The sequence below is a fragment of the Geomicrobium sediminis genome (assembly GCF_016908595.1).
GTDB lineage: Bacteria > Bacillota > Bacilli > Bacillales > Marinococcaceae > Geomicrobium_A > Geomicrobium_A sediminis.
Genome location: NZ_JAFBEC010000007.1, coordinates 131163 through 155107, shown reverse-complemented (window position 1 = coordinate 155107; position 23945 = coordinate 131163). Strand labels below are relative to the sequence as shown.

Here is a 23945-nt window from a genome sequence, read left to right as displayed (position 1 = left end):
GAACCGTTGAAGATTACATTAAAGCAATCAATGAATGAATTGACGCCTTATGAGCCAGGAAGACCAATTGAAGCTGTAAAAGAGCAATATGGTTTAACTGAAGTCATTAAGCTCGCATCCAATGAAAATCCTTACGGAGTTTCAGAGAAAGTTTCTGAGTTTTTGGCAGCGCCAAAAATGACGCAAATTTATCCAGACGGACATGCAGCGACGATTCGTAAAGCGGTTTCTGAGCATTTACAAGTAGATGAGGATCAACTGCTGTTCGGTGCAGGATCTGATGAAGTCATTTTATTTTTATGCCGTGCAATGCTTGGACCTGGGACGAATAGTGTCATGGCAACGCCTTCATTTTCACAATATAAACACAATGCGACGGTTGAAGGCTCTGAAGTGATTGAAGTACCAGTAACAGCAGAAGGCGATCACGATTTGGAGCGGATGCTCGCTGCAATTAACGAAGAGACACGAATTGTGTGGGTGTGTAATCCGAATAACCCGACAGGAAACTACATAAACGATGAGGAGTTCGTTAGCTTTTTAGAGCGCGTTCCAGAGAATGTACTTGTCGTAAGTGATGAAGCTTATTTAGAGTATGTAGAAGCGTCTGATTATCCAAGTACGCTTCCACTACTTGATCGCTTTTCGAACTTACTGCTCTTACGTACGTTTTCTAAAATGTATGGATTAGCGAACCTTCGACTTGGATTTGCTGTCGGTCAAGCAGACTTTATTCGTCAAGTTGAACCGATTCGTCCTCCGTTCAATACGACAACATTTGCTCAAGAAGCAGCTATTCGTGCGCTTTCTGATCAAGCGTTTGTTCAATCATGTTTTGAGAAGAACAAAGTTGAACGGGATCGACTTCGAACGTTTTTTGAAGACAAAGGGTATTACGTGTTCCCGAGTCAAACGAACTTTTTACTCGTGGACCTGAAAAAGAACGGCAATGACGTTTTTCAAGCACTCATGCAAAAAGGGATTATCATTCGTTCTGGAGTGCCGCTCGGTTTTCCTTCGTGCATTCGTGTTTCTCTTGGAACGAAAGAGGAGAATGATCAGTTTATTTCAGCCTTTGAGGACGTTATCGTATAAACCAATCAAGATGCCCTACGTTTACGTAGGGCAATTAAGGAGTTAATCACTTTGAGTCAAACAGTCGTGGTTATTGGGATGGGGCTAATTGGAGGGTCCATTGCACAAGCCATTAAAAAAAGCAATCAACAGCATAAAGTGATCGGTGTTGATTTGGATGAACGAACATTAGAACATGCGAAGTTGCTAGATGTCATTGATGAGCAATCGACATCAATTAAAGAGGCAGCAGAAGTTGCAGATACAATCGTCATCGCAACGCCTGTATCAAAAACCGTTGAGATCATCAGTACTCAATTACTCGATGTCGAACTTAAAGACAACGTCGTTATTACTGACGTTGGTAGTACGAAGTTAACGGTTATAAAAGCCGCAGAGAAGTTGGTTGAGCGAGGGGTTGTCTTTATCGGTGGACACCCGATGGCAGGTTCTCATAAAAGTGGTGTTCACGGTTCTAGAGCAGATTTGTTCGAAAATGCATTTTATGTTCTTGTTCCACCTGAAAATCAAGAGAGTGAGAAAGCAACCGAGCACTTAAAACAGCTATTAGAAGGTTCAAATGCGAAGTTTGTGACAATGGACGCAAAAAGTCATGATGTGATGGCGGGAAGTGTTAGTCACTTGCCACATATCGTTGCATCAGCTCTCGTGCACCAATTAAAAGGATTAGAAGAAGAGCACCCGATGATTACGAACTTAGCAGCAGGTGGGTTTAAAGATATTACCCGTATTGCTTCTGCAAACCCAATTATGTGGCGAGACATTTTATTACACAACAAGGACGTATTGCAAACGATGATGGAAGATTGGCGAGACGATATGGAGCGTGTAACCGAGCTGATTAAAGCTGCGGATGCTAATGGTCTGCACGCATTCTTTGCCGATGCAAAGCGTCACCGCGATGGGCTGCCGGTGAAGAAGGCGGGCGCGATCCCAACGTTAAATGACTTATATGTTGACGTTCCTGACCACCCCGGTGTCATCTCTGACGTTACCGGTTATTTAGCAGAATGTGAGATTAGCATTACGAACATCCGAATTATTGAAGCGAGAGAAGACATTATGGGTGTTTTACGATTGTCATTTCGCTCGGTTGAAGAACGATCGCGTGCAGAAGCGTGTTTGCAAAGTCATAAATTTACGACATACGTTGGCGAATAGGAGTTGAGACGAGTGAGTGTAGAACAAAATCAAACCGATGTGAGAAGCTTAAGCGGTACGATTACTGTTCCTGGTGATAAGTCGATTTCACATCGCGCCGTGATGTTTGGAAGTATTGCAAAAGGAACGACAACGATTCGTGGTTTTTTAATGGGAGAAGATTGTTTAAGTACGATTCGTTGTTTTAGACAACTCGGCGTTCGGATTGAGCACGTTGGTGATGAAATTATCGTTCACGGAAAAGGGATTGATGGGCTAAAAGAGCCAAGTGAAGTGCTTGACGTAGGAAATTCAGGTACGACGATTCGTTTAATGCTAGGCATTCTCTCAGGCCTTTCCTTTTACCAAACTGTTATCGGAGATGAATCGATTGCGAAGCGGCCGATGAAGCGTGTCACAAAGCCTTTAAGGTCGATGGGCGCGACGATTGATGGACGTGATGAGGCGAACTTAACGCCCCTTTCTGTACGAGGAGGAAACTTAACAGGCATTACGCATACGTCACCGGTTGCGAGTGCCCAAGTGAAAAGTAGTATTTTGTTAGCTGGCCTTCAGGCAAAAGGGGTCACAACCGTGCTTGAGCCCCATCGTTCGCGAGACCATACTGAACGTATGTTACAAGCCTTTGGTGTAAACTTACTCATAACAGAGACAGGTGTCTCAATTGAGGGTGGTCAATCACTTCAAGGGGGCGGAGTTGTGAACGTCCCAGGAGACATTTCTTCAGCGGCATTTCCGCTCGTTGCGACAGCAATTGTTCCTAACAGCGAAGTGAAGATTCAAAATGTGGGAATTAACCCGACGCGAGCAGGTATTCTTGATGTACTTAAAAAGATGGGTGCTCAATTGACGGTATCCAATGAACGTGAACAGAGCGGCGAACCTGTCGCGGATTTGACGATACAATATAAGAAGTTAAACGCTACGACAATTGATGGGGAACTGATCCCGCGTTTGATTGACGAAATTCCTGTACTTGCTGTGCTTGCAACACAAGCAGAAGGCAAAACGGTTATTAAAGATGCAGAAGAGCTGAAATACAAAGAAACGAACCGTATTGATACGGTTGTCGACCAACTTGTGAAAATGGGTGCAGATATTACGTCTACGAATGATGGCATGGTCATCAACGGCCCAACGCCTCTTTATGCAGCTACGGTGGATTCATTTGGTGATCACCGAATCGGGATGGCGTTTGCGATTGCTAACCTCATTGCAGAAGGAGAAACGACAATCTTGCGAAAAGAGGCAGTTGCTGTTTCTTACCCGAACTTTTTTGATATGCTTAAAGACTTGTCACGCTAGAATAAAAGCCTTTCACACAACATGTGTGGAAGGCTTTAAAAAATAAAATAATAATTTTTCTGAAAACCCCTTGACCTTTTTAAGAAGTTGCGTATACTAATAGTTAGCGTATGGTTTCTCTCCACTCCTATCCATAATCTAGAGCGCTATTTTGCTCGGCCCGAATTGTAAGCGTTTACGCTTTATGGTTCGGGCTTTTTTTTTGTTGTTTTTTTGATTTAGTGAACAAGTTTTGCTACGATGCTCATTATCATTTTACTTATAGCAAAAAATATGGAACAATGACCAATTGTTCACTTCCTTGTAACGTTCAAACGTAGCCATTGTTCGTCGGTTTTTGCTATAATTAAGAAGGAATTTAGATCGGTAATGGAGGGGTTGTATGCAAGAGCAGCTAATGGAAGCTGTACAACTCATTGAAGAAGGCGATGTTGAGAGAGGACTAACGATTCTTAACGCGCTTGAAAATCATGAAGATGACGATACACAGTTTCAAGTAGCCGCGATTTATCAAGAACTTGGACATGCCGAAAAAAGCATGACAATCATTGATGAATTACTCGTGAAGTTTCCGAATGAAGGAAGCTTACTTACGTTAAAAGCAGAGGCTGCGATTGATCTTGATGAAGAAGAGACGGCAATTACGAGTCTAGAGAACATTGACCAAAGAGACCACGCTTATGTAGAAGCACAAATGTTACTTGCAGACTTGTATCAATTGCAAGGGCTAGAAGAAGTAGCTGAACAAAAGCTGTTCAAAGCGATGGAAGTTGCTCCAAAAGAGCCGGTTCTACTTGCAGGTATCGGAAGTTACTATGTTGAACAAGGGAGCTACCAGAAGGCAATTCCGTATTTGAAGCAAGCGATTGAACATGGATTTTCCTCTGAGGAAGCGAACATGAACTTGTTGCTAGCAGAAAGTTACAGCAATACAGGAGAATGGGAGACTGCTCTCAATTACTACGAAGATGCGGTTGATGAACGTGCTGAGCCGAGAGCGTTGTTCGGCTATGGCTTCACTGCCCTTCAAGCAGGAATGACGGAGACTGCCATTGAACAGTTAGAAGCGCTCCGAGCGAAGGACCCTGCCTTTACGAGTCTTTACGTTCCGTTAATTGAAGCGTATGAGCAAGAAGGGAACGCTGACAAGGCATTAGAGCTTACACGAGCAGGTCTCGTTCAAGACGAAGAAAATGAACAGTTGTATCTAAAACAAGGACATCTAAACCAAACAACAGGTGCAACCGATGAGGCGACACGTGCCTTTTTACGTGTGCTTGATTTAAATCCAGCGAACCATAAAGCGGCTTCGCAACTTTTAGAACTGTATTATGAACAAGAAGATGCCGATGAAATTATGACTTTGCTTGATCGTTTGAAAACGAGTGGAGAAGAAGATCCGCTGTTTTTATATTACGAAGGAAAAGCAAAGCAACTTGATGATGATGTAGAAGGTGCGCTGCTTTTGTTTGAACAAGTACAAGAATACCTTTCTTCTGATGGACTAGCGATGGAAGAGTACGGGTACTTGTTACTTGAAAATGGTAAACGTGAAGAAGCAATGACTGCTTTTAAACGTGCATTAGCTTTACAAGAAGATAATCAACAACTAAGAATGTACGTACATTCGTTGCAAGAAGAGGAGTGGTAAGATGCGTTTTCAAACGAGTGATATCGATACGTATCAACAGTCAAAAGCCTATGTTGATACGATGCTCGTGCCGTTGTTACCTGTAGCATTAGACGATGACTTAAGACAGAAGGTTGCCATGGGAGAATACATTTCTCTCGTAACAATGGAAATGGAAAAGCAATTTAGAGGAAGGCTCATGCAACTGCCTCCACTTATGTATTTGTCTAGTGAATCAGTAACAGAGATTGGGGAACGCTTAGGCGTGTGGGCGGATGCTTTCAAAAAAGATGGCAAAAACCATGTGATCTGGATGACGAGTGACCCTGCATTAAAGCAACTAGAAAACCAAGTTCCAGGCTTATTGTTATGGATTCCGCATTTGCCAATTGAGCACTTGGACCCGAATTATCGTAGTAAAACAATTCGTGACCAAATGCAGCAATTACTTCCAGATGTGATGGCAGAATGGCGTAAAGAGGACAGTCTTTAATATATTTATCAAAATAGCTTTGTGAAAAGATTGACATGTCCAAAACGCCTACGCTATCATGTATATGTCTTAGTCTTGTAAATGGAAAGAGAGCGAGTCATGGTTTTACGCGTGAATGGTTTCACAACTACCCTTGATCAGCTCTTGCGCAGTGCAAAATTTGCATTGATTTTGCAACGTAGGGGGGGAACTTAAGTGAGTGAGAAAAATCACAACGTATCAAGACGTCAATTTCTAACGTATACGCTCATGGGTGTAGGCGGTTTCATGGGTGCTGCAATGGTAATGCCTATGGTTCGTTTTGCGGTAGATCCAATTCTGCAAGCCGATGCTGCCGGTGACATGAATGAGTTAACAGCGCTTTCCGATCTAACAGAAGAGCCACAAGCCTTTTCTTTAACGTATGAAGTTGAAGATGGCTGGGTTACACAAACAATGGAAGACACGGTTTGGGCATATTTGAGCGGCGATGAAGTTGTTGCGTTGTCTCCAACTTGTACACACCTTGGTTGTACAGTTAACTTTGGTGGCGATGAGAACAATCCAGATCAATTTTTCTGCCCGTGCCACTTCGGACGGTTTGAGATCGACGGAACGAATGTGCCAGGCACGCCGCCAACAGAGCCGCTGCATCGTTATGATACCGAAATTCGTGATGGCGTAATTTATGTTGGGCGGCCACAACCACAACAGTAGGAGGGGCACGAAGGATGTTACAACGTATCTACGATTGGATCGACGACCGTATCGATATTACGCCAATTTGGCGTGACATCGCCGATCATGAAGTGCCTGAGCATGTAAACCCGGGACATCATTTCTCGGCGTTTGTCTACTGCTTTGGTGGCTTGACGTTTTTTACTGTCGTTATTCAAATTCTTTCCGGAATGTTCCTTACAATGTATTACGTTCCGGACATTGTTAATGCACACGCGTCGGTAGAATACTTACAGAGTGAAGTAGCATTTGGTATGATCGTTCGCGGGATGCACCACTGGGGTGCCAGCGTCGTTATTGTCATGATGTTCCTGCATACTTTACGTGTTTTCTTTACCGGCTCATACAAGAAACCTAGAGAAATTAACTGGGTTGTCGGTGTACTTATCTTTTTCGTGATTTTAGCATTAGGTTTAACAGGGTACTTACTGCCTTGGGATATGAAAGCTTATTTCGCAACTCAAGTAACGCTAGAAATTGTCGCCAGCGTTCCCGTTGTCGGGGATACGCTAGAAACATTAATTGCCGGTGGAGAAGTAATCGGTGCGCAAACGTTAACACGATTCTTTGCGATTCACGTATTCTTCTTGCCAGGGGCTTTACTTGGATTAATAGCTGTTCACTTTATTATGATTCGTAGACAGGGCATCTCCGGTCCACTATAGGAATTAGTGAGATTGCCCCTCAATTAACATCAAAGGAGGGGAACAGATGAAACGCGGTAAAGGTATGAAGTTTGTCGGAGACTCGAGAATTCCTGCTCGCGAACATCGGATGAATAATACGCCTAAAGATTATTCGGAGTACCCCGGCAAAACTGAGGCATTCTTTCCGAACTACTTATTGAAAGAATGGCTCGTCGGTGCTGTATTCCTTATCGGCTTTCTCTGCTTAACGGTTGCCCACCCGGCTCCGCTTGAGCAGCCTGCCGATCCGAATGCGACTGGTTATATTCCTGTTCCGGACTGGTTCTTCTTATTTCTATACCAACTCTTAAAGTATCCTGCAGCAGCTGGTAACTTAACGATCCTCGGAACTGTTGTCATTCCTGGTCTTGCGTTTGGTGCGTTACTATTAGCACCTTGGCTTGATAAAGGACCAGAGCGACGTCTTTCTAAGCGTCCAATTGCAACAGGGATGATGCTCCTTGGTTTCATGTCTGTAGCATACTTAACTTGGGAAGCAGGCGACCAACACGAATGGGGTGGCGCTGCATCAATCGATGACGACGTACGAGAGATCGATATGAGTCATCAAGGGTATGATATGTACGTAGAAGAATCCTGTATTTCGTGTCACGGTGATAACATGGAAGGTACAGCCATGGGACCAGACCTTTATGACCTCGGCTACGATGCTGAAGGTATTGCACAAATTGCAGTTGAAGGTATTGGTGAAATGCCACCGATTTACGACCTTGAAGACGGTTCTGAAGAAGAATTATTGATTCTTGCAGAGTACGTACTTGAACAAGGAAGTTCAGAAGAAGGCACTGAAACAGATGATGAAGAATCTGAAGAAGGTGCAGAAGAAGAAAACGGCGAGGATGCTGAAGAAGACGAAGAAGCAGACGCTTAAGCCGATCTACTAAGAAAGAGCTGACATGTATGTCAGCTCTTTCTGCATTATGTTAGTAAAGTGAGGCCGTAAATATGATTCGCACATTAATTCATGTCGTAGGTCACCCGTTCGGATTATGGGCGTTGTTTATTATTAATGCGCTCGGAACGTTATATGGCTTTGTTTGGTATGAAAGTCAATTGCTCGTCACACCAACGATCTTCATACCGTTTGTACCAGATAGCCCGACTGCTAGTCTGTTTTTTACAGCAGTTTTAGCGGCGTTATTGCTGCGTAAAAACTCAGGCTTATTAGAGGCGCTTGCGGCTGTTACACTTTTTAAATACGGAATTTGGGCTGTGTTTATGAATGTGGGTGCAGGTGCGATGGGCGCAACACTTACGTGGCAGAATTACATGCTCATCGCATCACACGCGGGAATGGCGATACAAGCTCTGTTGTTTTTACCGTATTATCGGATTAAACCGTGGCATTTAATTGTAGCTGCTGTATGGACGGTACACAACGATATTATTGATTACGTGTTTGGTATGCACCCTGGCGTCCATAGTGTACTTATGCCACACATCGATGTGATTGGGTATTTCACATTTTGGTTAGGTTTACTCGGTGTATTTATCGTCTACTGGTTTAATATTCGCAGTGATCGTTATCATTTGAAGTTGCCTCGATCATGAATGCAGGTCTACTCTTGTCCTTTTCTACATAGGATTTTGTAATGGGACAAGAGAGGGGGCTTTGCAGTGCATAGAAGGATAATGTTTCTATTTGGTGCGTTGTTCTTACTAAGCTTTGCGATGACAACAGATGCGACCATTGCGGCAGAAAATGATCGTGAGGAGTGGGTGCATCTACACGTCCAAGCCGAAGACGTCTTGCGAGACGTTACTGAAAAGCAGTATGAGCAAGCTCGAAAGACCTTAAAGGAAATGTCAAAGCCGATAACGGATGCAGACTATAGTGCGGTCTCTTTAGACATACATGATCTGAGCATTCTAGTGACAAGCTATGAGAGAATGGACCAAGCATTGACGAGTACAAGCTTGCCTCATGAAGAACGGGTACGCGAAGCACATCGGTTCTTTTACTTAATCGATGCCGTCATTCACCCAGGAGAGCCGAAGTGGTTAGAAACACGAGATGATCTGCTCGGACAACTTGAAGACGTGCGAAAAGCGGTAGAGCGCGATGATTCGGTATTGTTTCAACGTTTGTGGAATGAATGGACGTTAGAATTTCATAAAGTCCAAGCTGCCATGATGCTAAGGAAAACGCCTTCAGAACAAGAAGAATTGCGATCATTGTTACAGTTTATGACTGACCACAGACACCGCCTCGTGGAAGGGGATGAAGCGGAGCCTTTTTTCAAGGCGCTCGTCTTTGAAATTACACGATTGTACAACATGGAAGAAAAAGAAAATGACCCTTCATTAATTAGTGTTATTATTATGGTCGGTTCAGCAATCGTTGCATCTCTTACGTATGTTGGCGTAAGAAAGTACAAAGGCCAAAAAGATCGTGAACGAGGCTGATTTGTTGACGATCAACGACTAGGTTTTGTAAACTAGTTAATAAGGAAGTGTGGAGGTGCAAACATGTTCAGTCCTATGGCATTTTTAATTTATTTTGGTTTGATTTTAATCATTCCAATCTATGCGCAAATGCGAGTGAAATCAACGTTTAATAAATTCTCTCAAAAACAGAGCAGCTCGGGCATGACAGGTGCTCAAGTCGCACAGAAAATTATGCAAGATAACGGGATCTATGATGTCACTGTAGAGCCTGTTAAAGGCAAGTTAACCGACCATTACGACCCGTCAAAGAAAGCGGTTCGTTTATCTGAAGACAACTATTACGGTACATCGATTGCTGGAAATGCCGTAGCGGCACACGAAGTGGGACACGTTATTCAAGATGCACAAGACTACAGTTTTATGCGTCTTCGTTCTAGACTCGTACCGTTTGCAAGTTTTGGCTCGAATTTCTCGTTTATTTTCATCATTGCAGGTATGCTTCTAGGGATGTCTCAATTGCTCTTAGCCGGGATTATTTTCATGGCGGCAGCAGTTGTCTTCCAACTAGTCACTTTGCCAGTAGAGTTCGATGCATCGAACCGGGCAATGGGACAGATGGTTGCTAGTGGAATCATCCGAAATGATGAGGAGAAAAGCTCGAAGAAAGTTTTAAATGCCGCAGCATTAACGTACGTTGCAGGTGCACTCGTTGCGGTCTTAGAACTCGTTCGTTTCATTCTAATGTATGTGATGGCAAACAATGATTAAGTAGAAAGAGCCCAATCTCAATAGATTGGGCTCTTCTTTTAAGGCAATGGCTGCTTTTTGTCATCAAGTGTAAATCCTTCACCCATCACATCTTGCACGTTAGATATTGTAATAAATGCGTGGGGGTCTGTTTTTTCAACGAGATTTTTTAAACGAACCGTTTCATTTCGTGCAATAACACAGTAAAGCACTTCTTTTTCTTTACCTGTAAATGAACCACGTCCAGTTAAAATTGTTGCCCCTCGGTCCATTTCCATAAGAATGGCATCAGCAATTGCGCCTGTGTTCTCAGAAATAATAAAGGCTGCTTTACCTGAATAGGCACCTTGTTGAATGAAATCAATCACTCTTGCAGCAACAAACACGGCAACGAGTGTGTACATCGCTTGACGATAGTCTAAGTAAACGAGTGAACTGGCGATTACGATCGCGTCGACCATAAACAGTGTACGTCCCATACTTAAGCCAAAGTATTTAAATCCGAGTTTGGCAATAATATCGGCACCACCAGTCGTTCCGCCGACCCGAAACACGATGCCAAGTCCAGTACCGATAAACACACCCGAGAAAAGCGCTGCGAGTGCTAAGTCATCTTGTAGTGGTAAGTAAATAACAGGGAATTCTTGAAAAATCCATAGAAATAATGAAATACCAAGAGTTCCAATAATTGTGTAGACGAACAAGGTACGCCCGAGTATGCGGTAGCCTAAAATAAACATAGGGATATTCAAAACGATGTTTGAAATGGCAGGGTCAATTGACCAAACAAAATAGAGAATTAGCGTAATCCCTGTAAAACCGCCATCAGCTAAGCTGTTTTCCATGTTAAAATAGACAAGTCCGAAGGAAACGAGCGCACATCCGAGAAGAATAAAGAAAATGCGTTTCGCATGCATTAACCAATAAGACACGCCCACTCCTCCTTTTGATCTAGATAATGATAACTTCCACATTATAGTTGAAATTAGACATGGTATCAAATACCATCAAGTATTGAGGCAAAGGAGTTGACGTAATGATGACTAAAAAAGATATGCAAACGATGCAACAAGAAGTGGATCAATACATCGGCCAATTTAAAGAAGGTTACTTTTCCCCACTTGCCATGCTTGCTCGAATGACAGAGGAAGTAGGAGAGCTTGCGAGAGAAGTGAATCATTCTTATGGTGAAAAACCTAAAAAAGTGGAAGAAGACGACAAAAAAGTAGAAGAAGAACTAGGAGATTTACTCTTTGTCCTTATTTGCTTTGCAAACTCTCTAGACATTGACTTAACCGAGAGTTTTGATACCGTCATGAATAAATTTGCAACACGAGATCGTGATCGCTGGACGAGAATTGATGAAAGTGGGAATGAATAATGGCAACAGTAAAAGTGATTCTTGCAGGACCAAGAGGTCAAATGGGAATGGCTGCACGAAGAATGATTGCAGCGACTGAGGCGTTTGAAACGATCGCTTACCTTGATCGCAAATCAGCAGAAGAAAGTGGCTTGCAAGAAGGAATTCCGGTTTATACTGATGCAACGGAATGTTTCTCTGTGCATCAAGCAGACGTTCTCATTGACTTAACAACACCGGAAACAGCGAAAGAACATTTGAAGCTAGCGATTGAACATAGCATTCGTCCAGTCATCGGCACAACCGGTTTTACCGATGATGAGATTGACCAGCTACGAAACCTTACAGAAGATAAACAATTAGGTGCTATGATCGTTCCGAATTTCGCATTAGGTGCTGTACTGATGATGAAGTTCTCGCAAATTGCTGCGAAGTTCTACAGTGACGTAGAGATTATTGAACGCCACCATGACAATAAGCTTGATGCACCGTCCGGGACTGCACTAAAAACGGCGACACTGATTTCAGATGTGCGTAATGAGAAAGTACAAGGACACCCAAATGAAACGGAAACGTTGCCAGGAGCTCGGGGTGGCGATGTTGCAGGCATGCGCATTCATAGCGTTCGCCTACCAGGTTCAGTTGCCCACCAAGAAGTGATTTTCGGTGGGCATGGAGAGACATTAACGATTCGTCACGATTCCATGAACCGTGATTCTTTTATGCCTGGAGTGAAGTTAGCTGTAGAGACAGTCATGAAGTCATCTACGTTAATTTACGGTTTAGAAAATATCATCGACTAGAGGGGTTATAGGATGAACATCGCACTGATTGCTCACGACAAGAAAAAAGATGACCTAGTAAACTTTGCAGTCGCTTATCGAGACGTTTTTGATGGCCACACGTTGTACGCAACAGGGACGACAGGTCGCCGCATTATTGAGGCGACTGGTCTTTCAATCCAATGTGTCCAGTCCGGCCCACTCGGTGGCGACCAACAACTCGGTGCACTCGTTGCAACCGATCAATTGGACCTTGTGTTGTTTTTTCGTGATCCACTCACCGCACAACCACATGAACCAGACATTACAGCGCTTATCCGATTATGCGACGTTCATCACGTACCGGTTGCAACGAACATGGGCACCGCAGAAATTCTCGTGTACGGCTTACAAAAAGGGAAGCTCCTTTCAAAAGAAGTACGCCAAGGAAACGTAGAGTAATGGAGCCGCTAAAAATTGGGATTACATGTTATCCCTCAGTAGGTGGGTCTGGAGTTGTTGCAACCGAACTAGGTATCTCACTTGCTGAGCGTGGTCATGAAATTCATTTTATTACATCTAGCTTGCCCTTTCGACTGCAAGAAGTGCATCCGAATATATTTTTTCATGAAGTTGTCGTTAATCAGTACCAAGTGTTTCGTTATCCGCCATATGATTTAACGCTCGCAAGTAAAATGGCTGAAGTTGCTAAAAAACACGAGCTTGATTTATTGCACGTTCATTATGCCGTTCCTCATGCTGTGTCAGCAGCGCTTGCAAAAGACATGTTAAAAGGCGATATAAAAGTGATGACAACGTTGCATGGTACCGACATTACCGTTCTCGGTGAAGATCCTTCGCTTGCAAACATCATTCAACTCGGGATCGAACGTTCAGATTGTGTGACGGCAGTTTCGAAGTTTCTGTCCAAACAAACGAAAGAACAGCTCGATGTGACAAAAGAAATTGAAACGGTGTATAACTTCGTTGATGAGAAAGAAATTCAAGACATTGACCGCCAAAGCATCCGTCAGAAGTTCGGGATACAGCAAGACGAAAAAGTAATCGTACATATGAGTAATTTTCGAGGCGTAAAGCGGGTCGAAGATGTAATTCGTGCATTCCAAATCGTCCAAGGTCATATTCCAAGTCGCTTGTACTTTATCGGGGATGGACCTGAGCGGAATACGATGGAGAAGCTTGTACAACAGCTCGGTTTATCGGAACGCGTTTTCTTTCTTGGAAACCAGATGCAAGTGTTTCAGTTGTTATCAATGGGCGATGTGAAAATGTTATTATCCGAAAAAGAAAGTTTCGGTCTAGCAGCACTTGAGGCGATGGCTGTTGGCGTCCCAGTTGTCGGGTCAAATATTGGTGGGATTCAAGAAGTCATTGAAGACGGCGTAACGGGTCGCGTTGTTCCTGTTTATGATTATGAAAAAGCTGCTGAGGCGACGCTTGATATTCTCTTAGATGCTTCGGTCCATGAACAATACCGAGAACAAAGTCAACATCGAGCACTCAAACGATTTGGTAAGCAATCGATCGTGCCAGAATATGAGCGGTTATATGAACGGATGTTGCATTTGCCATGATCGTATCACGTGCCATCCAGTATGGTTTTGAACAATTGTTAACCGCGCATGTTGAGGTGTATCTTGTTGGTGGCGCCGTTCGCGATCTGTTCCTTCAAAAAGAGAGTGCAGATTTTGACTTTGTGACGACAGAACCGTTAGATAAGCTTCGTGCACGAGTGAAACACGCCACCTACATTGATACGAACCAACCGCTCGTAACAATTAACTCACCGTATGGTGTGTTTGAAGTATCCGCTCTTAACAGTCGGCTTTACGATAACTTGTCGGCTCGAGATTTTACGATGAATGCGTGTGCTCTTGATGCGAATGGAGTTGTTATTGATCCTTTTCACGGTAGAGCCGCTTTAGAAAAGGGACAATTGCAAACGGTCAGACCGACGAGTCTTCGTGAAGATCCGTTAAGAGTGTTGCGTGCCATTCGTTTTTCTGTCGAATACGATCTAACACGAACAACAATAAGACAAGAAATTGACGGTGCGAAGACATCGGTTCAACAAGTGGCAAACGAACGTATTGGCAAAGAAGTAGAGCGTGCCATTATGAGCGACAGTTGGCTCACCATTTTTGAACAATTATGTGAGGAACAAATTCTACCTGCATTTGCCTCATGTTCTAAGCTAGAGGTTGCTACTGTAGATCTTAACAACCCACTTTCTCAAATGGAACGCTGGCTCGTAGTACATCAGCTTCTAGGCTTTGAGGAAGTGGTTTTTCCATATAAGGCCTGGGGTTACGGTAAAGGATATCACAAAAAAGTAAGTCAATTGCTTCAAGTAGTAAACAGAAGAGTAGAACGAATGCCCACAGATGTTGAGCTATTTTACGAAGGCCTTGCGAACCACCTTTCTGCTGAAAATGTCCATCAAGCAATCACAGCTGAAGGTAGGTCAAGGCATAAGGAATTGGTGAAGCGTTTTAATCAGTTACCGATTCAGTCGCTACGTGACCTTGCAATCACACCAACACAAATGATTGATGAGTTACATGTTAAGCCTGGTCCTTGGATTCAACGTCTGTTACATACGCTCGCTGTGTTCGTGATCAACAAGGAAATCGTTAATGACAAGAAACTACTACTCCATAAAGCAAGGGAGCTATACGATGAAACGTCAATTACTTGATGTATTAAATGGAGAAACAACCTTTGTGTCGGGTCAACAGATGAGTGAACAGTTGCACGTAAGTCGCACGGCAGTTTGGAAGCAAATTGAAGAGCTTCGAAAAGAAGGCTACGTCATTGAAGCTGTCTCAAGAAAGGGCTATCGCTTAATTTCCAGACCAGATGCGCTAAATGAAGCTGAAATTCGCTCAGGTCTTACATCAAAAGCATTTGGTCAATCTGTGCATTATGAGAAAGTCGTTGATAGTACGCAACGTATCATTAAAGATTTACACCGTAACAAAGCCGCGCACGGAACGATTGCCGTCTGTGAACAGCAAACAAACGGACGAGGACGTTTAAACCGCCCATGGCAAACAGAAATGGGTCAAAATATTATGTTCTCGACACTTGTTAAACCGGATATTTCATTGCAGCTTGCTCCGCAAATGACACTCGTTGCAAGCATCGCTGTTGCAAAAACGGTAGAGGCGGTTACAGGCGAACAAGTGAGTATTAAATGGCCAAATGACATTTATTTGAATGGTAAAAAGATCGCTGGAATTTTAACAGAAGTACAAGCAGAAGCGAACTGTGTTGAGATGATGGTCATTGGAATTGGCATGAATGTGAATGAGTCTAAACAGAGCATCGAAGAGAACGATTTAAGCGAGAAAGCAACATCACTTTCTATTGAGACAAATAGAACGTACAACCGTCGTGACGTTTTGCAACAATTACTCATCACGTTTGAGAATGAGTACGAACGCTGGCTATCTGTTGGATTCGCATCAATGAAAACGGAATGGGAAGAGCGAGCACATCTTTATCAAAAACGTGTAACCGTGAAAAATGTTAATCGAGAACAAGTCGGTACGATGGTCGGCATTACCGATGAAGGTGTCTTAAAGTTGCAAGATGAAAACGGTGACGTACACCTCGTGTATAGTGGAGATTTACATTAGTGCTATACATGGAATTTTGCTATACTAAGTCTGTAGAGACGATATCCATATGGAGTCGTATTCGAAAGGAAGAACGCTTTGCTTGAGTACTAATTCGCCTTGATCTGAAAAGACAGGGACGGAGGGATCACATGTTACTCACAATAAAAACACATATACAGAGTCGCGGTCCCTCCACATTTTATTGGAGGAGATGATGATTTGAAACAGACCGTAGACTTTTTAAAAATGAAACGGAATCAAGAAATGATTACGATGGTTACAGCTTATGATGCACCGACAGCTAAAATCGTAGAAGATGCAGCGATTGATCTGATTTTAGTCGGGGATTCTCTCGGTATGGTCGTGCACGGTCATCAAGGGACACAGCCGGTGACACTCGACGATATGCTACTTCATACGAAAGCCGTAGCAAGAGGAGCAAAGCAGACCTTTATCGTGGGCGATTTGCCGTTTATGACGTACCATCGTTCCATTGAAGATACGGTAACTAATGCAACAACGCTCGTCCAAACCGGTGGCGCGCATGCAGTTAAGCTCGAAGGTTGCACAGGACTTATTTTAGACAGCATTGAGCGACTAACGAGTGGTGGGATTGCGGTTATGGGGCATCTCGGATTAACACCACAATCTAGCACAGTGTTAGGTGGATTTAAAGTTCAAGGTCGTGGAGAACAAGAGCGAACAAAGTTAATTGAAGATGCGAAACGCATTGAAGCTTCAGGTGCGTTTGCCCTCGTTGTTGAATGCATCCCAGAATCATTAACGAAAGAGCTTAAAGACATTTTAGCAATTCCGGTCATCGGAATTGGTGCTGGCAAAGCAGACGGTCAAGTTCTCGTCTTTCATGACCTTGTTGGCTTAACGACAGGGTACATTCCGAAATTCGCTAAAACGTATGCAAATGTCCACGACGTGATGTTGCAGGCCGTGGAACAATACCGCGACGATGTAAAGCGTGAGTTGTTCCCAGATGAACGGTATACGTTTAAAGATGTGAAGAAAGAACGGAGCACAAGCGTATGATCATATGTCGTACGCAGTCCGAGTGGAAGAAAGAACAACAGGTGCTTCAAGACCAACCCGGAACGTTTGCCCTCGTTCCGACGATGGGAGCGCTTCATGAAGGACATTTAACCCTCATCAGAGAAGCGAAGCAGCACCACGCACGAGTTGTTGTGACGATCTTTATAAACCCGTTACAATTTGGAGCAAATGAAGATTTTGATTCGTATCCACGTACAGAAGATCAAGACCTTAAGCTGTTGCAAAGAGAGGGAGCAGACGTTGTCTGGTTACCAGGCGTTCAGGATTTATACAAAGAAAAGCAAATGATTACGATGAACACATCGCCACTAGGAGACCAACTTTGTGGCAGCAAACGTGTCGGTCATTTTGATGGAATGGCAACGGTCGTCATGAAGTTTCTTCAACTCGTTGCACCTGATGCCGCTTACTTTGGAAAAAAAGATGCTCAACAGCTCGCAATTATAAAAAAGATGGTTCAAGATTTTCATATACAAACGACAATTGTTGGTGTTAACACTGTAAGAGACGATGACGGACTTGCGTTGTCTTCGCGTAATGTTCATTTAAATGAGCGAGAACGGATCGATGCGCCAATTCTTTATAAGGCGCTAACGTCAGGCGTTAATGAAACCGCGCATACGTCCAACGCACAGCTCATTACAAAAAAAGCCATCGATCAACTAGAAGATAGTCTCGCATCAATTGAATACGTAGAGCTCGTAACGTTTCCGAACTTAGAAACTGTTCATTCATTAGAAGAGGGAAATCGTTATTTGTTAGCAGCGGCAGTTCAATATGAACGTGCGAGATTGATTGATAACATCATATTTACAATGTCGTAGTTTCAGGAGGAAGTTATGAAAGGTGACCGTTATGTCGTCATAGACGTAGAAACGACGGGAAACCGTCCAACAACAAGTGATCGAGTCATAGAAGTCGGCATGACGGTCATTGAAGGATTGGAAATTGTCGATTCGTTTTCTTCTTTTGTGAATCCAAATCGAGACATTCCATTGTTTATTGAACAACTAACCGGAATCTCTGAAGAAGATGTAGAGAATGCCCCTACGTTTGATGAAATTGCGCCAAGAATACTACAAGCACTTGATGGGGCTTGTTTTGTCGCACATCATGTTGACTTTGACTTATCGTTTATTAATGCAGAATTAGATCGTGCCGGCTACGCCCAATTCGAAGGGGAACTGTTAGATACAGTAGAGATGGCTAGAATGTTGTATCCAACGTTTGAAAGCTATCGTCTTCAAACGCTATCCGATATTTTCGAGTTTAGCCACGAGCAACCACACCGTGCAGGAAGCGATGCTTATGTTACGGCAAAGTTGCTGATCGAGATGTTTACTAAGCTCTCGGCATTGCCGAGAGAGACGGTTCATCGAATGAAGCCTTATACAGAACAGATGTGCAATGGCTTGCACCGAATTATTCATGAAATCGATGTGTACAATTTTGAACAGGCCGACCGATCACTACCAAACGATGTTGAGATTTACCGAGGTTTTGCGATTAGAAAACGTCAACAACATAGTGAATCGACTCAGGCAGCATCGGCACAATCATTTGATGCGGCTCTTTTTTTTGGTGAGGAAGGATTGCTCAGTAAAACGACGACGAATTACGAAGAGCGTGCTGGACAAAGCACAATGAGTACAGCGGTTTGGAAGGCAATGAATAATGAGGAACATCTCCTATGTGAAGCGGCAACTGGTACAGGAAAAACGCTTGCGTATTTGTACCCTGCACTCATGAAAAGCCTTGAAGCAAATCGTCCGACGGTCATTGCGACTGAAACGATTGCACTCCAACAACAAATTGTAGACCGTGAGATTATTAAGTTAAACGAAGCGTTAAATGAAGACATTAATGTCGCAATTCTTAAAGGTCGAAGCCATTATTTATGTTTGCAGAAGTTCGAGCACTTTCTAGATCGAATGCCATCATCGTATGATGAACATTTATTTGCAGCGCAATTGCTTGTCTGGCTCGTTGAAACGATTGACGGTGACATTGAGGAATTGAACTTACCTAGTGGTGGTTATACGCTTTGGGAAGAGCTTAAGAGTGATTCTTATACGTGTTCACATGCGGGCTGTTCTTACTACAACCGTTGTTATTATCATCGTGCTAAAGAACGCGCAAAACACGCGCAACTTATCATTACGAACCATTCGCTTTTATTTACCGATCGATTTTCTTCAAGTGGCATTTTACCGAAATACGAAACGGTCATCTTTGATGAGGCGCATCAAATGGAAGACACCGCCGGGAAGTATTTAGGGTATGAAAGCAGCTACCAACAACTCGTTCGCTTAATTAGTCGCTTTGGACTGCAAGATTCTGAAGGTCTGTTGTTTGAAATCGAACGTTCTCTAAAAGAGAAGTCAATAAATCGGTATGATGTGGAATGGGTTAGAAATCGAAAACAAGAGCTCTATCATTTGCAAAGCGAATGGCTACAGTTGTTCCAAACATTGCAAAACATCGCCAACAAAAAACCGTCAGGAACAATTCATTACCGACCATCGCAGTATGAAGGTAAGTTTGTCATGGAGGTTGTTGAACGAATCAGTTATATGATTGATACGCTGCAAAAAGAGTGGTTGAATTGCATTGCTCAACTTGAAGACCAGCACCCAGAAGAATCTACGTTATGGCGAAAGGTCAGTCAGTTAATTGATGACTTTACCGATGAAAATGAAACAGTAAGGCAATTGCTCGTTCATGAAGTGGAAGAGCACGTGTATTGGATGGAGGCAGGTAAAACGAATGCGTTTGATCGATTAACGTTGTATCGCCGTCCAATTTCCATTGCGAGTAGCATGCAATCGTACTTTTTTGATGAAGTGAAAAGTGTCATTATGACCTCTGCAACACTCACAGTGAAAGATTCGTTCTCGTTTATTAAAAACACGTTAGGGTTACCAAAAGAAAATGTGAATGAATTAAAAGTAGAATCACCATTTTCTTATGCGAAGCAAGCACAGTTGCTCGTTCCGAGTGATTTCCCTGATATTAAGCAAGAAGAGGAATACATTGATGCACTTTCAGAGTTCATTAGTATGCTAACATCCCATGTGAATGGAAAGATGCTCGTCTTATTTACGTCATATGACATGTTGAAGAAAACGTACAATCGAGTGAAACCGCAACTTGAAGATTTGAATTATGCGTTGCTTGCACAAGGGGTTAAAGGAGAACAACGAACACGACTTGTGAAAAACTTCCGCAAGTATGAACGGGCGATTTTGTTTGGTACGAGTACGTTTTGGGAAGGTATTGACTTACCGGGAGAAGATGTTCGTGCATTAATTATCGTACGACTTCCGTTTACACCCCCAAATGATCCAGTGTATCAAGCAAAAGCAAATGAACTAACGATGCGAAATGAAAACTCATTCCAAAAGCTCGCCATCCCTAAGGCCGTTTTGCGCTTTAAGCAAGGATTTGGTCGACTAATTCGTACGAAAGACGATCGCGGACTCGTCTATGTACTCGATAAGCGGTTAGTAGAAGCAAGGTATGGCAATAGTTTCATACGTTCATTACCAGAAATTCCACATACGTATACTTCCACAGACGAAATTTTGTCGATTACGAGTGATTTTTTTGAGGAGTAAGGAGAGGGCTCGTATGCAACAACGAACTATTATAAATAACGTCGCCATTCTTGATCATGAACGAACAATTACGTGTGGGCATATTAAAATCAGCAATGGAACAATCACTGAAGTGAGTGACGCACCTTTTGTAGCGAGTTCATCTCATTTAGAACAGGACGTCGTGCATAATTACGAAGGCAAGTTGCTCATGCCGGGTCTCGTTAATACGCACATGCATATGCCAATGTCGATTTTGCGAGGCGTGAGTGATGACCTGCCACTCGATCGTTGGTTAAAAGAAGTCATTTGGCCGCTTGAAGGGAAAATGACGAGAGAGATGGCTCGTGCAGGCATTGGCTTGTCGTTAATCGAAAGCATTCGCTCAGGGACAACCGCTTTTTCAGATATGTATCATCTAGCAAGAGAAGATGCACATGAATTAGCGGTTGCAAGTGGCTTAAAAGCACAGCTTACACGAGGGATGATCACTGCTTTTAGTAACGAACAAGAAAACGAACAGAAATTACAGCAAGCGTCTGAATTTGCTAAAGCGATGAATGATGATTCAACAGGGCGACTGCGGGGTGCATTATTTCCACATGCTACGTACACGAATTCTCTGTCGTTTTTATATCGAGTACGAGACGTTGCTGAGAGAGAGCAACTAGATGTCCAAATTCATATCGCAGAGACGGAAAAAGAAGTTAAGGAACACGTGCAGCAATTTGGAAAACGACCAGTGGAGCATTTGCTCGCTGAAGAAATAATCGGCAAAGGTTCATTGCTCGTTCATTCTGTTCATGTTACCGATGATGAACTTGAACAAATGCATGAGGCAAGCGTAAACGTCTCACACAATCCACAAAGTAACTTAAAGCTCGGTTCGGGGATTGCACCGGTTGAAAAAATGGTAGATCAGGGCATTGTCGTTAGTTTAGGTACAGACAGTGCAGCGTCAAACAATACACTCGATGTGTTTACTGAAATGCGACAAGCAGCAATGCTTCATAAAGGTACGTCAAAACGAGCAGAAGCAATCACCGCGGATGATGCGTTTAAGATGGCGACTGTGAATGGTAACAAAAGTATCGGCTTTCATAAGAGCGGTTTAATTAAAGAAGGTTACGATGCAGACTTTATTTTGCTGGACGTATCTGCCCCGCACCTTCAACCGTACCGCAACCGAGTTGGGACCGTTGTGTATGCAGCCAACAAAAACGACGTAACTGACGTGTATGTGAACGGTCAAGCCGTCATGCAAAACCGAGTGATCGTAACTTTAGATGAAGAGAAGTTGTTGTTTGAAGCAAATCGTGCCCAACAGGAGCTTTTAGGAATCCATGTGTGATTGGGAGGAACTTTGATGAAGAAGTGGATTGCCATTGGGATCTTTTTCATTGGCATTGTAATCACCAGTCTTCTCATCTGGTTGTATCAATCGGCTTATGCTGAGCATTCAGATGTTGAAGAGCGACTTGGTGGACAGATTCTCCGAGAAGAAGGCGTAACAAGTGTAGGGAATTGGTACCATTACCGAGGAGACGACGTAATCACAGTTGCGACCGTTATGGTTGATGAACAAGAGGAATATTGGTTTTTTAATGATGAGCTAGCACGTTTTGATGTGATTGCAACTGATTCGGTGATTACTGAAGAGGAAGCGATCAACAGTGCAATGGCGGGGGCGGATGACGCATCGTCACTTCGTCGGGTAGCACTCGGTCTTGAAGCTGAGACACCGATATTCGAAGTGATTTATGAGGACGAAACAGGTGCGCACGTGTATCATGTTGTTGATGCCTATTCAGGTGAAACCTCGTATGTTTATCGTTTGCCGTGATTGATCTTCGTTTAGAGCTTGAAGTTCACGTGGCACTTTCGTAAACTAGATAAGTAAGATATGCAGGAAGTTTGAAGGGAGTTACCTAGAATTGAAACCGACCATTCATACGATTGGAAACCATGCTGGCGAAGAAGTGACCATCGGTTGCTGGCTAGCGAATAAACGCTCAAGCGGTAAGATTGCTTTTATGCAGTTACGCGATGGGACAGGCTTTATTCAAGGCGTCGTCGTAAAAGCAGAAGTAGGAGAAGAGTTATTTCAACAAGTTAAAGGCTTAGGTCAAGAAAGCTCGTTGTACGTAACAGGAGTTGTGCAAGCGGATGACCGTGCACCATCTGGTTACGAGTTAACGGTAAAGAACGTAGAAGTTATTCAACATGCTGAAGACTATCCGATTACACCGAAGGAACACGGAACAGAATTCCTCATGGACCACCGTCATTTGTGGATCCGTTCAAGTAAGCAACATGCTGTTCTGCGCATTCGTGATGTGATCATTAATGCGACATACCGCTTCTATCATGAACGTGGCTTTACGAAAGTAGATCCACCGATTTTAACAGCGAATTCAGCTGAAGGAACGACGGAGCTTTTCCATACGAAATACTTTGATGAAGATGCATTTCTTTCGCAATCTGGTCAATTGTATATGGAAGCTGCAGCAATGGCATTCCAACGTGTGTACTCTTTTGGCCCGACGTTCCGTGCCGAAAAATCAAAAACGAGACGTCACCTGATTGAGTTTTGGATGATTGAGCCGGAAATGGCGTTTGTTGATCATGAAGAAAGCTTAGAAATCCAAGAAGAATACGTGTCTTATCTCGCTCAAGCGGTGTTAAACGAAGCGAAAGCAGAGTTAAAAGTGCTCGGACGTGACACTGAACAACTTGAGAAGATTAAAGCGCCGTTTGCAAGAATTACGTACAAAGAAGCGATTGAACGTTTGCAAGCAAAGGATTACGAGATAAAGTGGGGCGAAGACTTAGGTGCTCCGCATGAAACTGAACTTGCCAATCAATTTGATACACCTGTATTTATTACGCATTGGCCAAAAGACATCAAGGCGTTTTATATGAAGCCAGACCCAGAAAACGAAGACGTTGTCCTCTGTGCAGATTTAATTGCACCAGAAGGTTATGGTGAAATTATCGGGGGAAGCCAGAGAATTGACGACTATTCGCTTATGGAAGAACGATTTAAAGAACACGACTTGTCCGATGATGCGTATCGTTGGTATTTGCAGCTTCGTGAATATGGAAGTGTTCCTCATTCAGGATTTGGACTCGGTTTAGAGCGTACGGTTGCTTGGTTATCAGGAACTGAACACGTTCGTGAAACGATTCCATTCCCACGTCTTTTGAATCGTTTGTATCCATAAGAGGTGTGCCCATCTCCTCACGTCATGTTGGAGATGGGTTTTTTACAGCAAA

The 23945-nt window shown here is 43.3% G+C and carries 24 protein-coding genes; 23 read left to right on the top strand and 1 reads right to left on the bottom strand.

Annotated elements, in window-relative coordinates; genetic code table 11:
* Positions 1–12 precede the first annotated feature (12 nt).
* The 11 genes from hisC to JOD17_RS12635 all read left to right on the top strand — a co-directional run bounded on the left by hisC (position 13) and on the right by JOD17_RS12635 (position 10264).
* Positions 13–1095, top strand: a complete 1083-nt coding sequence (gene hisC, locus JOD17_RS12685; protein ID WP_204698351.1) for a histidinol-phosphate transaminase — start codon at positions 13–15, stop codon at positions 1093–1095.
* Between the two features lie 51 nt (positions 1096–1146).
* On the top strand, positions 1147–2256 hold the full coding sequence (locus JOD17_RS12680; RefSeq protein WP_204698212.1) for a prephenate dehydrogenase: 1110 nt from the start codon (positions 1147–1149) through the stop codon (positions 2254–2256).
* A gap of 12 nt (positions 2257–2268) precedes the next feature.
* The gene (gene aroA / locus JOD17_RS12675; protein WP_204698210.1) at positions 2269–3561 is read left to right on the top strand and encodes a 3-phosphoshikimate 1-carboxyvinyltransferase; all 1293 of its coding nucleotides are present in this window, start codon (positions 2269–2271) and stop codon (positions 3559–3561) included.
* 382 nt (positions 3562–3943) lie between these two features.
* A complete protein-coding gene (locus tag JOD17_RS12670) occupies positions 3944–5212 on the top strand; it encodes a tetratricopeptide repeat protein (RefSeq protein ID WP_204698209.1) in 1269 nt (422 codons plus the stop codon).
* Between the two features lies 1 nt (position 5213).
* The gene (locus tag JOD17_RS12665) at positions 5214–5684 is read left to right on the top strand and encodes a YpiF family protein (protein ID WP_204698206.1); all 471 of its coding nucleotides are present in this window, start codon (positions 5214–5216) and stop codon (positions 5682–5684) included.
* A gap of 249 nt (positions 5685–5933) precedes the next feature.
* Entirely contained in the window at positions 5934–6380 is a 447-nt protein-coding gene (locus JOD17_RS12660) for a QcrA and Rieske domain-containing protein (RefSeq protein WP_042414309.1), read from the top strand.
* 14 nt (positions 6381–6394) lie between these two features.
* On the top strand, positions 6395–7066 hold the full coding sequence (qcrB, locus tag JOD17_RS12655) for a menaquinol-cytochrome c reductase cytochrome b subunit (RefSeq protein WP_042413858.1): 672 nt from the start codon (positions 6395–6397) through the stop codon (positions 7064–7066).
* Between the two features lie 46 nt (positions 7067–7112).
* Positions 7113–7979, top strand: coding sequence for a menaquinol-cytochrome c reductase cytochrome b/c subunit (locus JOD17_RS12650; RefSeq protein WP_204698203.1), 867 nt, complete (start codon positions 7113–7115; stop codon positions 7977–7979).
* 77 nt (positions 7980–8056) lie between these two features.
* On the top strand, positions 8057–8659 hold the full coding sequence (locus JOD17_RS12645) for a DUF1405 domain-containing protein (RefSeq protein WP_476702225.1): 603 nt from the start codon (positions 8057–8059) through the stop codon (positions 8657–8659).
* Between the two features lie 66 nt (positions 8660–8725).
* Positions 8726–9514, top strand: coding sequence for a sporulation protein YpjB (locus JOD17_RS12640; RefSeq protein ID WP_204698199.1), 789 nt, complete (start codon positions 8726–8728; stop codon positions 9512–9514).
* Between the two features lie 75 nt (positions 9515–9589).
* Positions 9590–10264: a zinc metallopeptidase gene (locus JOD17_RS12635; RefSeq protein WP_204698349.1), complete on the top strand. Its 675-nt coding sequence runs from the start codon at positions 9590–9592 to the stop codon at positions 10262–10264.
* Positions 10265–10302: 38 nt separating this feature from the next.
* Here the strand turns inward: JOD17_RS12635 and JOD17_RS12630 are convergent, their stop codons facing one another.
* A complete protein-coding gene (locus tag JOD17_RS12630; RefSeq protein ID WP_204698348.1) occupies positions 10303–11160 on the bottom strand; it encodes a YitT family protein in 858 nt (285 codons plus the stop codon).
* Positions 11161–11279: 119 nt separating this feature from the next.
* On the opposite strand from JOD17_RS12630, the gene JOD17_RS12625 reads away from it, so the two are divergent.
* From JOD17_RS12625 to asnS, 12 genes are all read left to right on the top strand, one after another.
* A complete protein-coding gene (locus tag JOD17_RS12625) occupies positions 11280–11624 on the top strand; it encodes a nucleotide pyrophosphohydrolase (protein ID WP_042413864.1) in 345 nt (114 codons plus the stop codon).
* Positions 11624–12406 carry a 4-hydroxy-tetrahydrodipicolinate reductase gene (gene dapB / locus JOD17_RS12620; RefSeq protein ID WP_204698197.1) on the top strand — a complete coding sequence of 261 codons (783 nt, stop codon included), beginning with the start codon at positions 11624–11626 and terminating at the stop codon, positions 12404–12406. The genes JOD17_RS12625 and dapB overlap by 1 nt, the downstream gene beginning before the upstream one ends.
* Positions 12407–12418: 12 nt before the next feature.
* Complete coding sequence (gene mgsA / locus JOD17_RS12615) at positions 12419–12826, top strand: methylglyoxal synthase (protein ID WP_169962782.1); 408 nt, start codon at positions 12419–12421, stop codon at positions 12824–12826.
* Entirely contained in the window at positions 12826–13959 is a 1134-nt protein-coding gene (bshA, locus tag JOD17_RS12610) for an N-acetyl-alpha-D-glucosaminyl L-malate synthase BshA (protein WP_204698194.1), read from the top strand. The genes mgsA and bshA overlap by 1 nt, the downstream gene beginning before the upstream one ends.
* Positions 13956–15083, top strand: coding sequence for a hypothetical protein (locus JOD17_RS12605; protein ID WP_204698192.1), 1128 nt, complete (start codon positions 13956–13958; stop codon positions 15081–15083). Before bshA ends, JOD17_RS12605 begins: the two co-directional genes overlap by 4 nt.
* On the top strand, positions 15064–16026 hold the full coding sequence (locus JOD17_RS12600; protein ID WP_204698190.1) for a biotin--[acetyl-CoA-carboxylase] ligase: 963 nt from the start codon (positions 15064–15066) through the stop codon (positions 16024–16026). The genes JOD17_RS12605 and JOD17_RS12600 overlap by 20 nt, the downstream gene beginning before the upstream one ends.
* Positions 16027–16227: 201 nt before the next feature.
* Positions 16228–17052, top strand: a complete 825-nt coding sequence (gene panB / locus JOD17_RS12595; protein WP_204698189.1) for a 3-methyl-2-oxobutanoate hydroxymethyltransferase — start codon at positions 16228–16230, stop codon at positions 17050–17052.
* Positions 17049–17897 carry a pantoate--beta-alanine ligase gene (panC, locus tag JOD17_RS12590; RefSeq protein ID WP_204698187.1) on the top strand — a complete coding sequence of 283 codons (849 nt, stop codon included), beginning with the start codon at positions 17049–17051 and terminating at the stop codon, positions 17895–17897. The genes panB and panC overlap by 4 nt, the downstream gene beginning before the upstream one ends.
* A gap of 15 nt (positions 17898–17912) precedes the next feature.
* Complete coding sequence (gene dinG, locus JOD17_RS12585; protein ID WP_204698185.1) at positions 17913–20690, top strand: ATP-dependent DNA helicase DinG; 2778 nt, start codon at positions 17913–17915, stop codon at positions 20688–20690.
* Between the two features lie 13 nt (positions 20691–20703).
* Positions 20704–22020, top strand: a complete 1317-nt coding sequence (locus JOD17_RS12580) for an amidohydrolase (RefSeq protein WP_204698182.1) — start codon at positions 20704–20706, stop codon at positions 22018–22020.
* A 15-nt stretch (positions 22021–22035) separates the two neighbouring features.
* Positions 22036–22512 (top strand): hypothetical protein, encoded by a 477-nt coding sequence (locus JOD17_RS12575; RefSeq protein WP_204698180.1) that lies wholly within the window; start codon positions 22036–22038, stop codon positions 22510–22512.
* 91 nt (positions 22513–22603) lie between these two features.
* Positions 22604–23893: an asparagine--tRNA ligase gene (gene asnS / locus JOD17_RS12570; protein WP_042413886.1), complete on the top strand. Its 1290-nt coding sequence runs from the start codon at positions 22604–22606 to the stop codon at positions 23891–23893.
* The last annotated feature ends 52 nt before the right edge of the window (positions 23894–23945 follow it).

Coding starts and splice junctions, on each gene's coding strand:
- JOD17_RS12660 (WP_042414309.1), top strand. CDS start 5,934: ATGGGTGTAGGCGGTTTCATGGGTGCTGCAATGGTAATGCCTATGGTT.
- JOD17_RS12650 (WP_204698203.1), top strand. CDS start 7,113: ATGAAACGCGGTAAAGGTATGAAGTTTGTCGGAGACTCGAGAATTCCT.
- bshA (WP_204698194.1), top strand. CDS start 12,826: ATGGAGCCGCTAAAAATTGGGATTACATGTTATCCCTCAGTAGGTGGG.
- panC (WP_204698187.1), top strand. CDS start 17,049: ATGATCATATGTCGTACGCAGTCCGAGTGGAAGAAAGAACAACAGGTG.
- dapB (WP_204698197.1), top strand. CDS start 11,624: ATGGCAACAGTAAAAGTGATTCTTGCAGGACCAAGAGGTCAAATGGGA.
- JOD17_RS12625 (WP_042413864.1), top strand. CDS start 11,280: ATGATGACTAAAAAAGATATGCAAACGATGCAACAAGAAGTGGATCAA.
- JOD17_RS12605 (WP_204698192.1), top strand. CDS start 13,956: ATGATCGTATCACGTGCCATCCAGTATGGTTTTGAACAATTGTTAACC.
- mgsA (WP_169962782.1), top strand. CDS start 12,419: ATGAACATCGCACTGATTGCTCACGACAAGAAAAAAGATGACCTAGTA.
- JOD17_RS12670 (WP_204698209.1), top strand. CDS start 3,944: ATGCAAGAGCAGCTAATGGAAGCTGTACAACTCATTGAAGAAGGCGAT.
- dinG (WP_204698185.1), top strand. CDS start 17,913: ATGAAAGGTGACCGTTATGTCGTCATAGACGTAGAAACGACGGGAAAC.
- JOD17_RS12600 (WP_204698190.1), top strand. CDS start 15,064: ATGAAACGTCAATTACTTGATGTATTAAATGGAGAAACAACCTTTGTG.
- JOD17_RS12580 (WP_204698182.1), top strand. CDS start 20,704: ATGCAACAACGAACTATTATAAATAACGTCGCCATTCTTGATCATGAA.
- JOD17_RS12575 (WP_204698180.1), top strand. CDS start 22,036: ATGAAGAAGTGGATTGCCATTGGGATCTTTTTCATTGGCATTGTAATC.
- qcrB (WP_042413858.1), top strand. CDS start 6,395: ATGTTACAACGTATCTACGATTGGATCGACGACCGTATCGATATTACG.
- JOD17_RS12635 (WP_204698349.1), top strand. CDS start 9,590: ATGGCATTTTTAATTTATTTTGGTTTGATTTTAATCATTCCAATCTAT.
- JOD17_RS12665 (WP_204698206.1), top strand. CDS start 5,214: ATGCGTTTTCAAACGAGTGATATCGATACGTATCAACAGTCAAAAGCC.
- JOD17_RS12630 (WP_204698348.1), bottom strand. CDS start 11,160: ATGCATGCGAAACGCATTTTCTTTATTCTTCTCGGATGTGCGCTCGTT.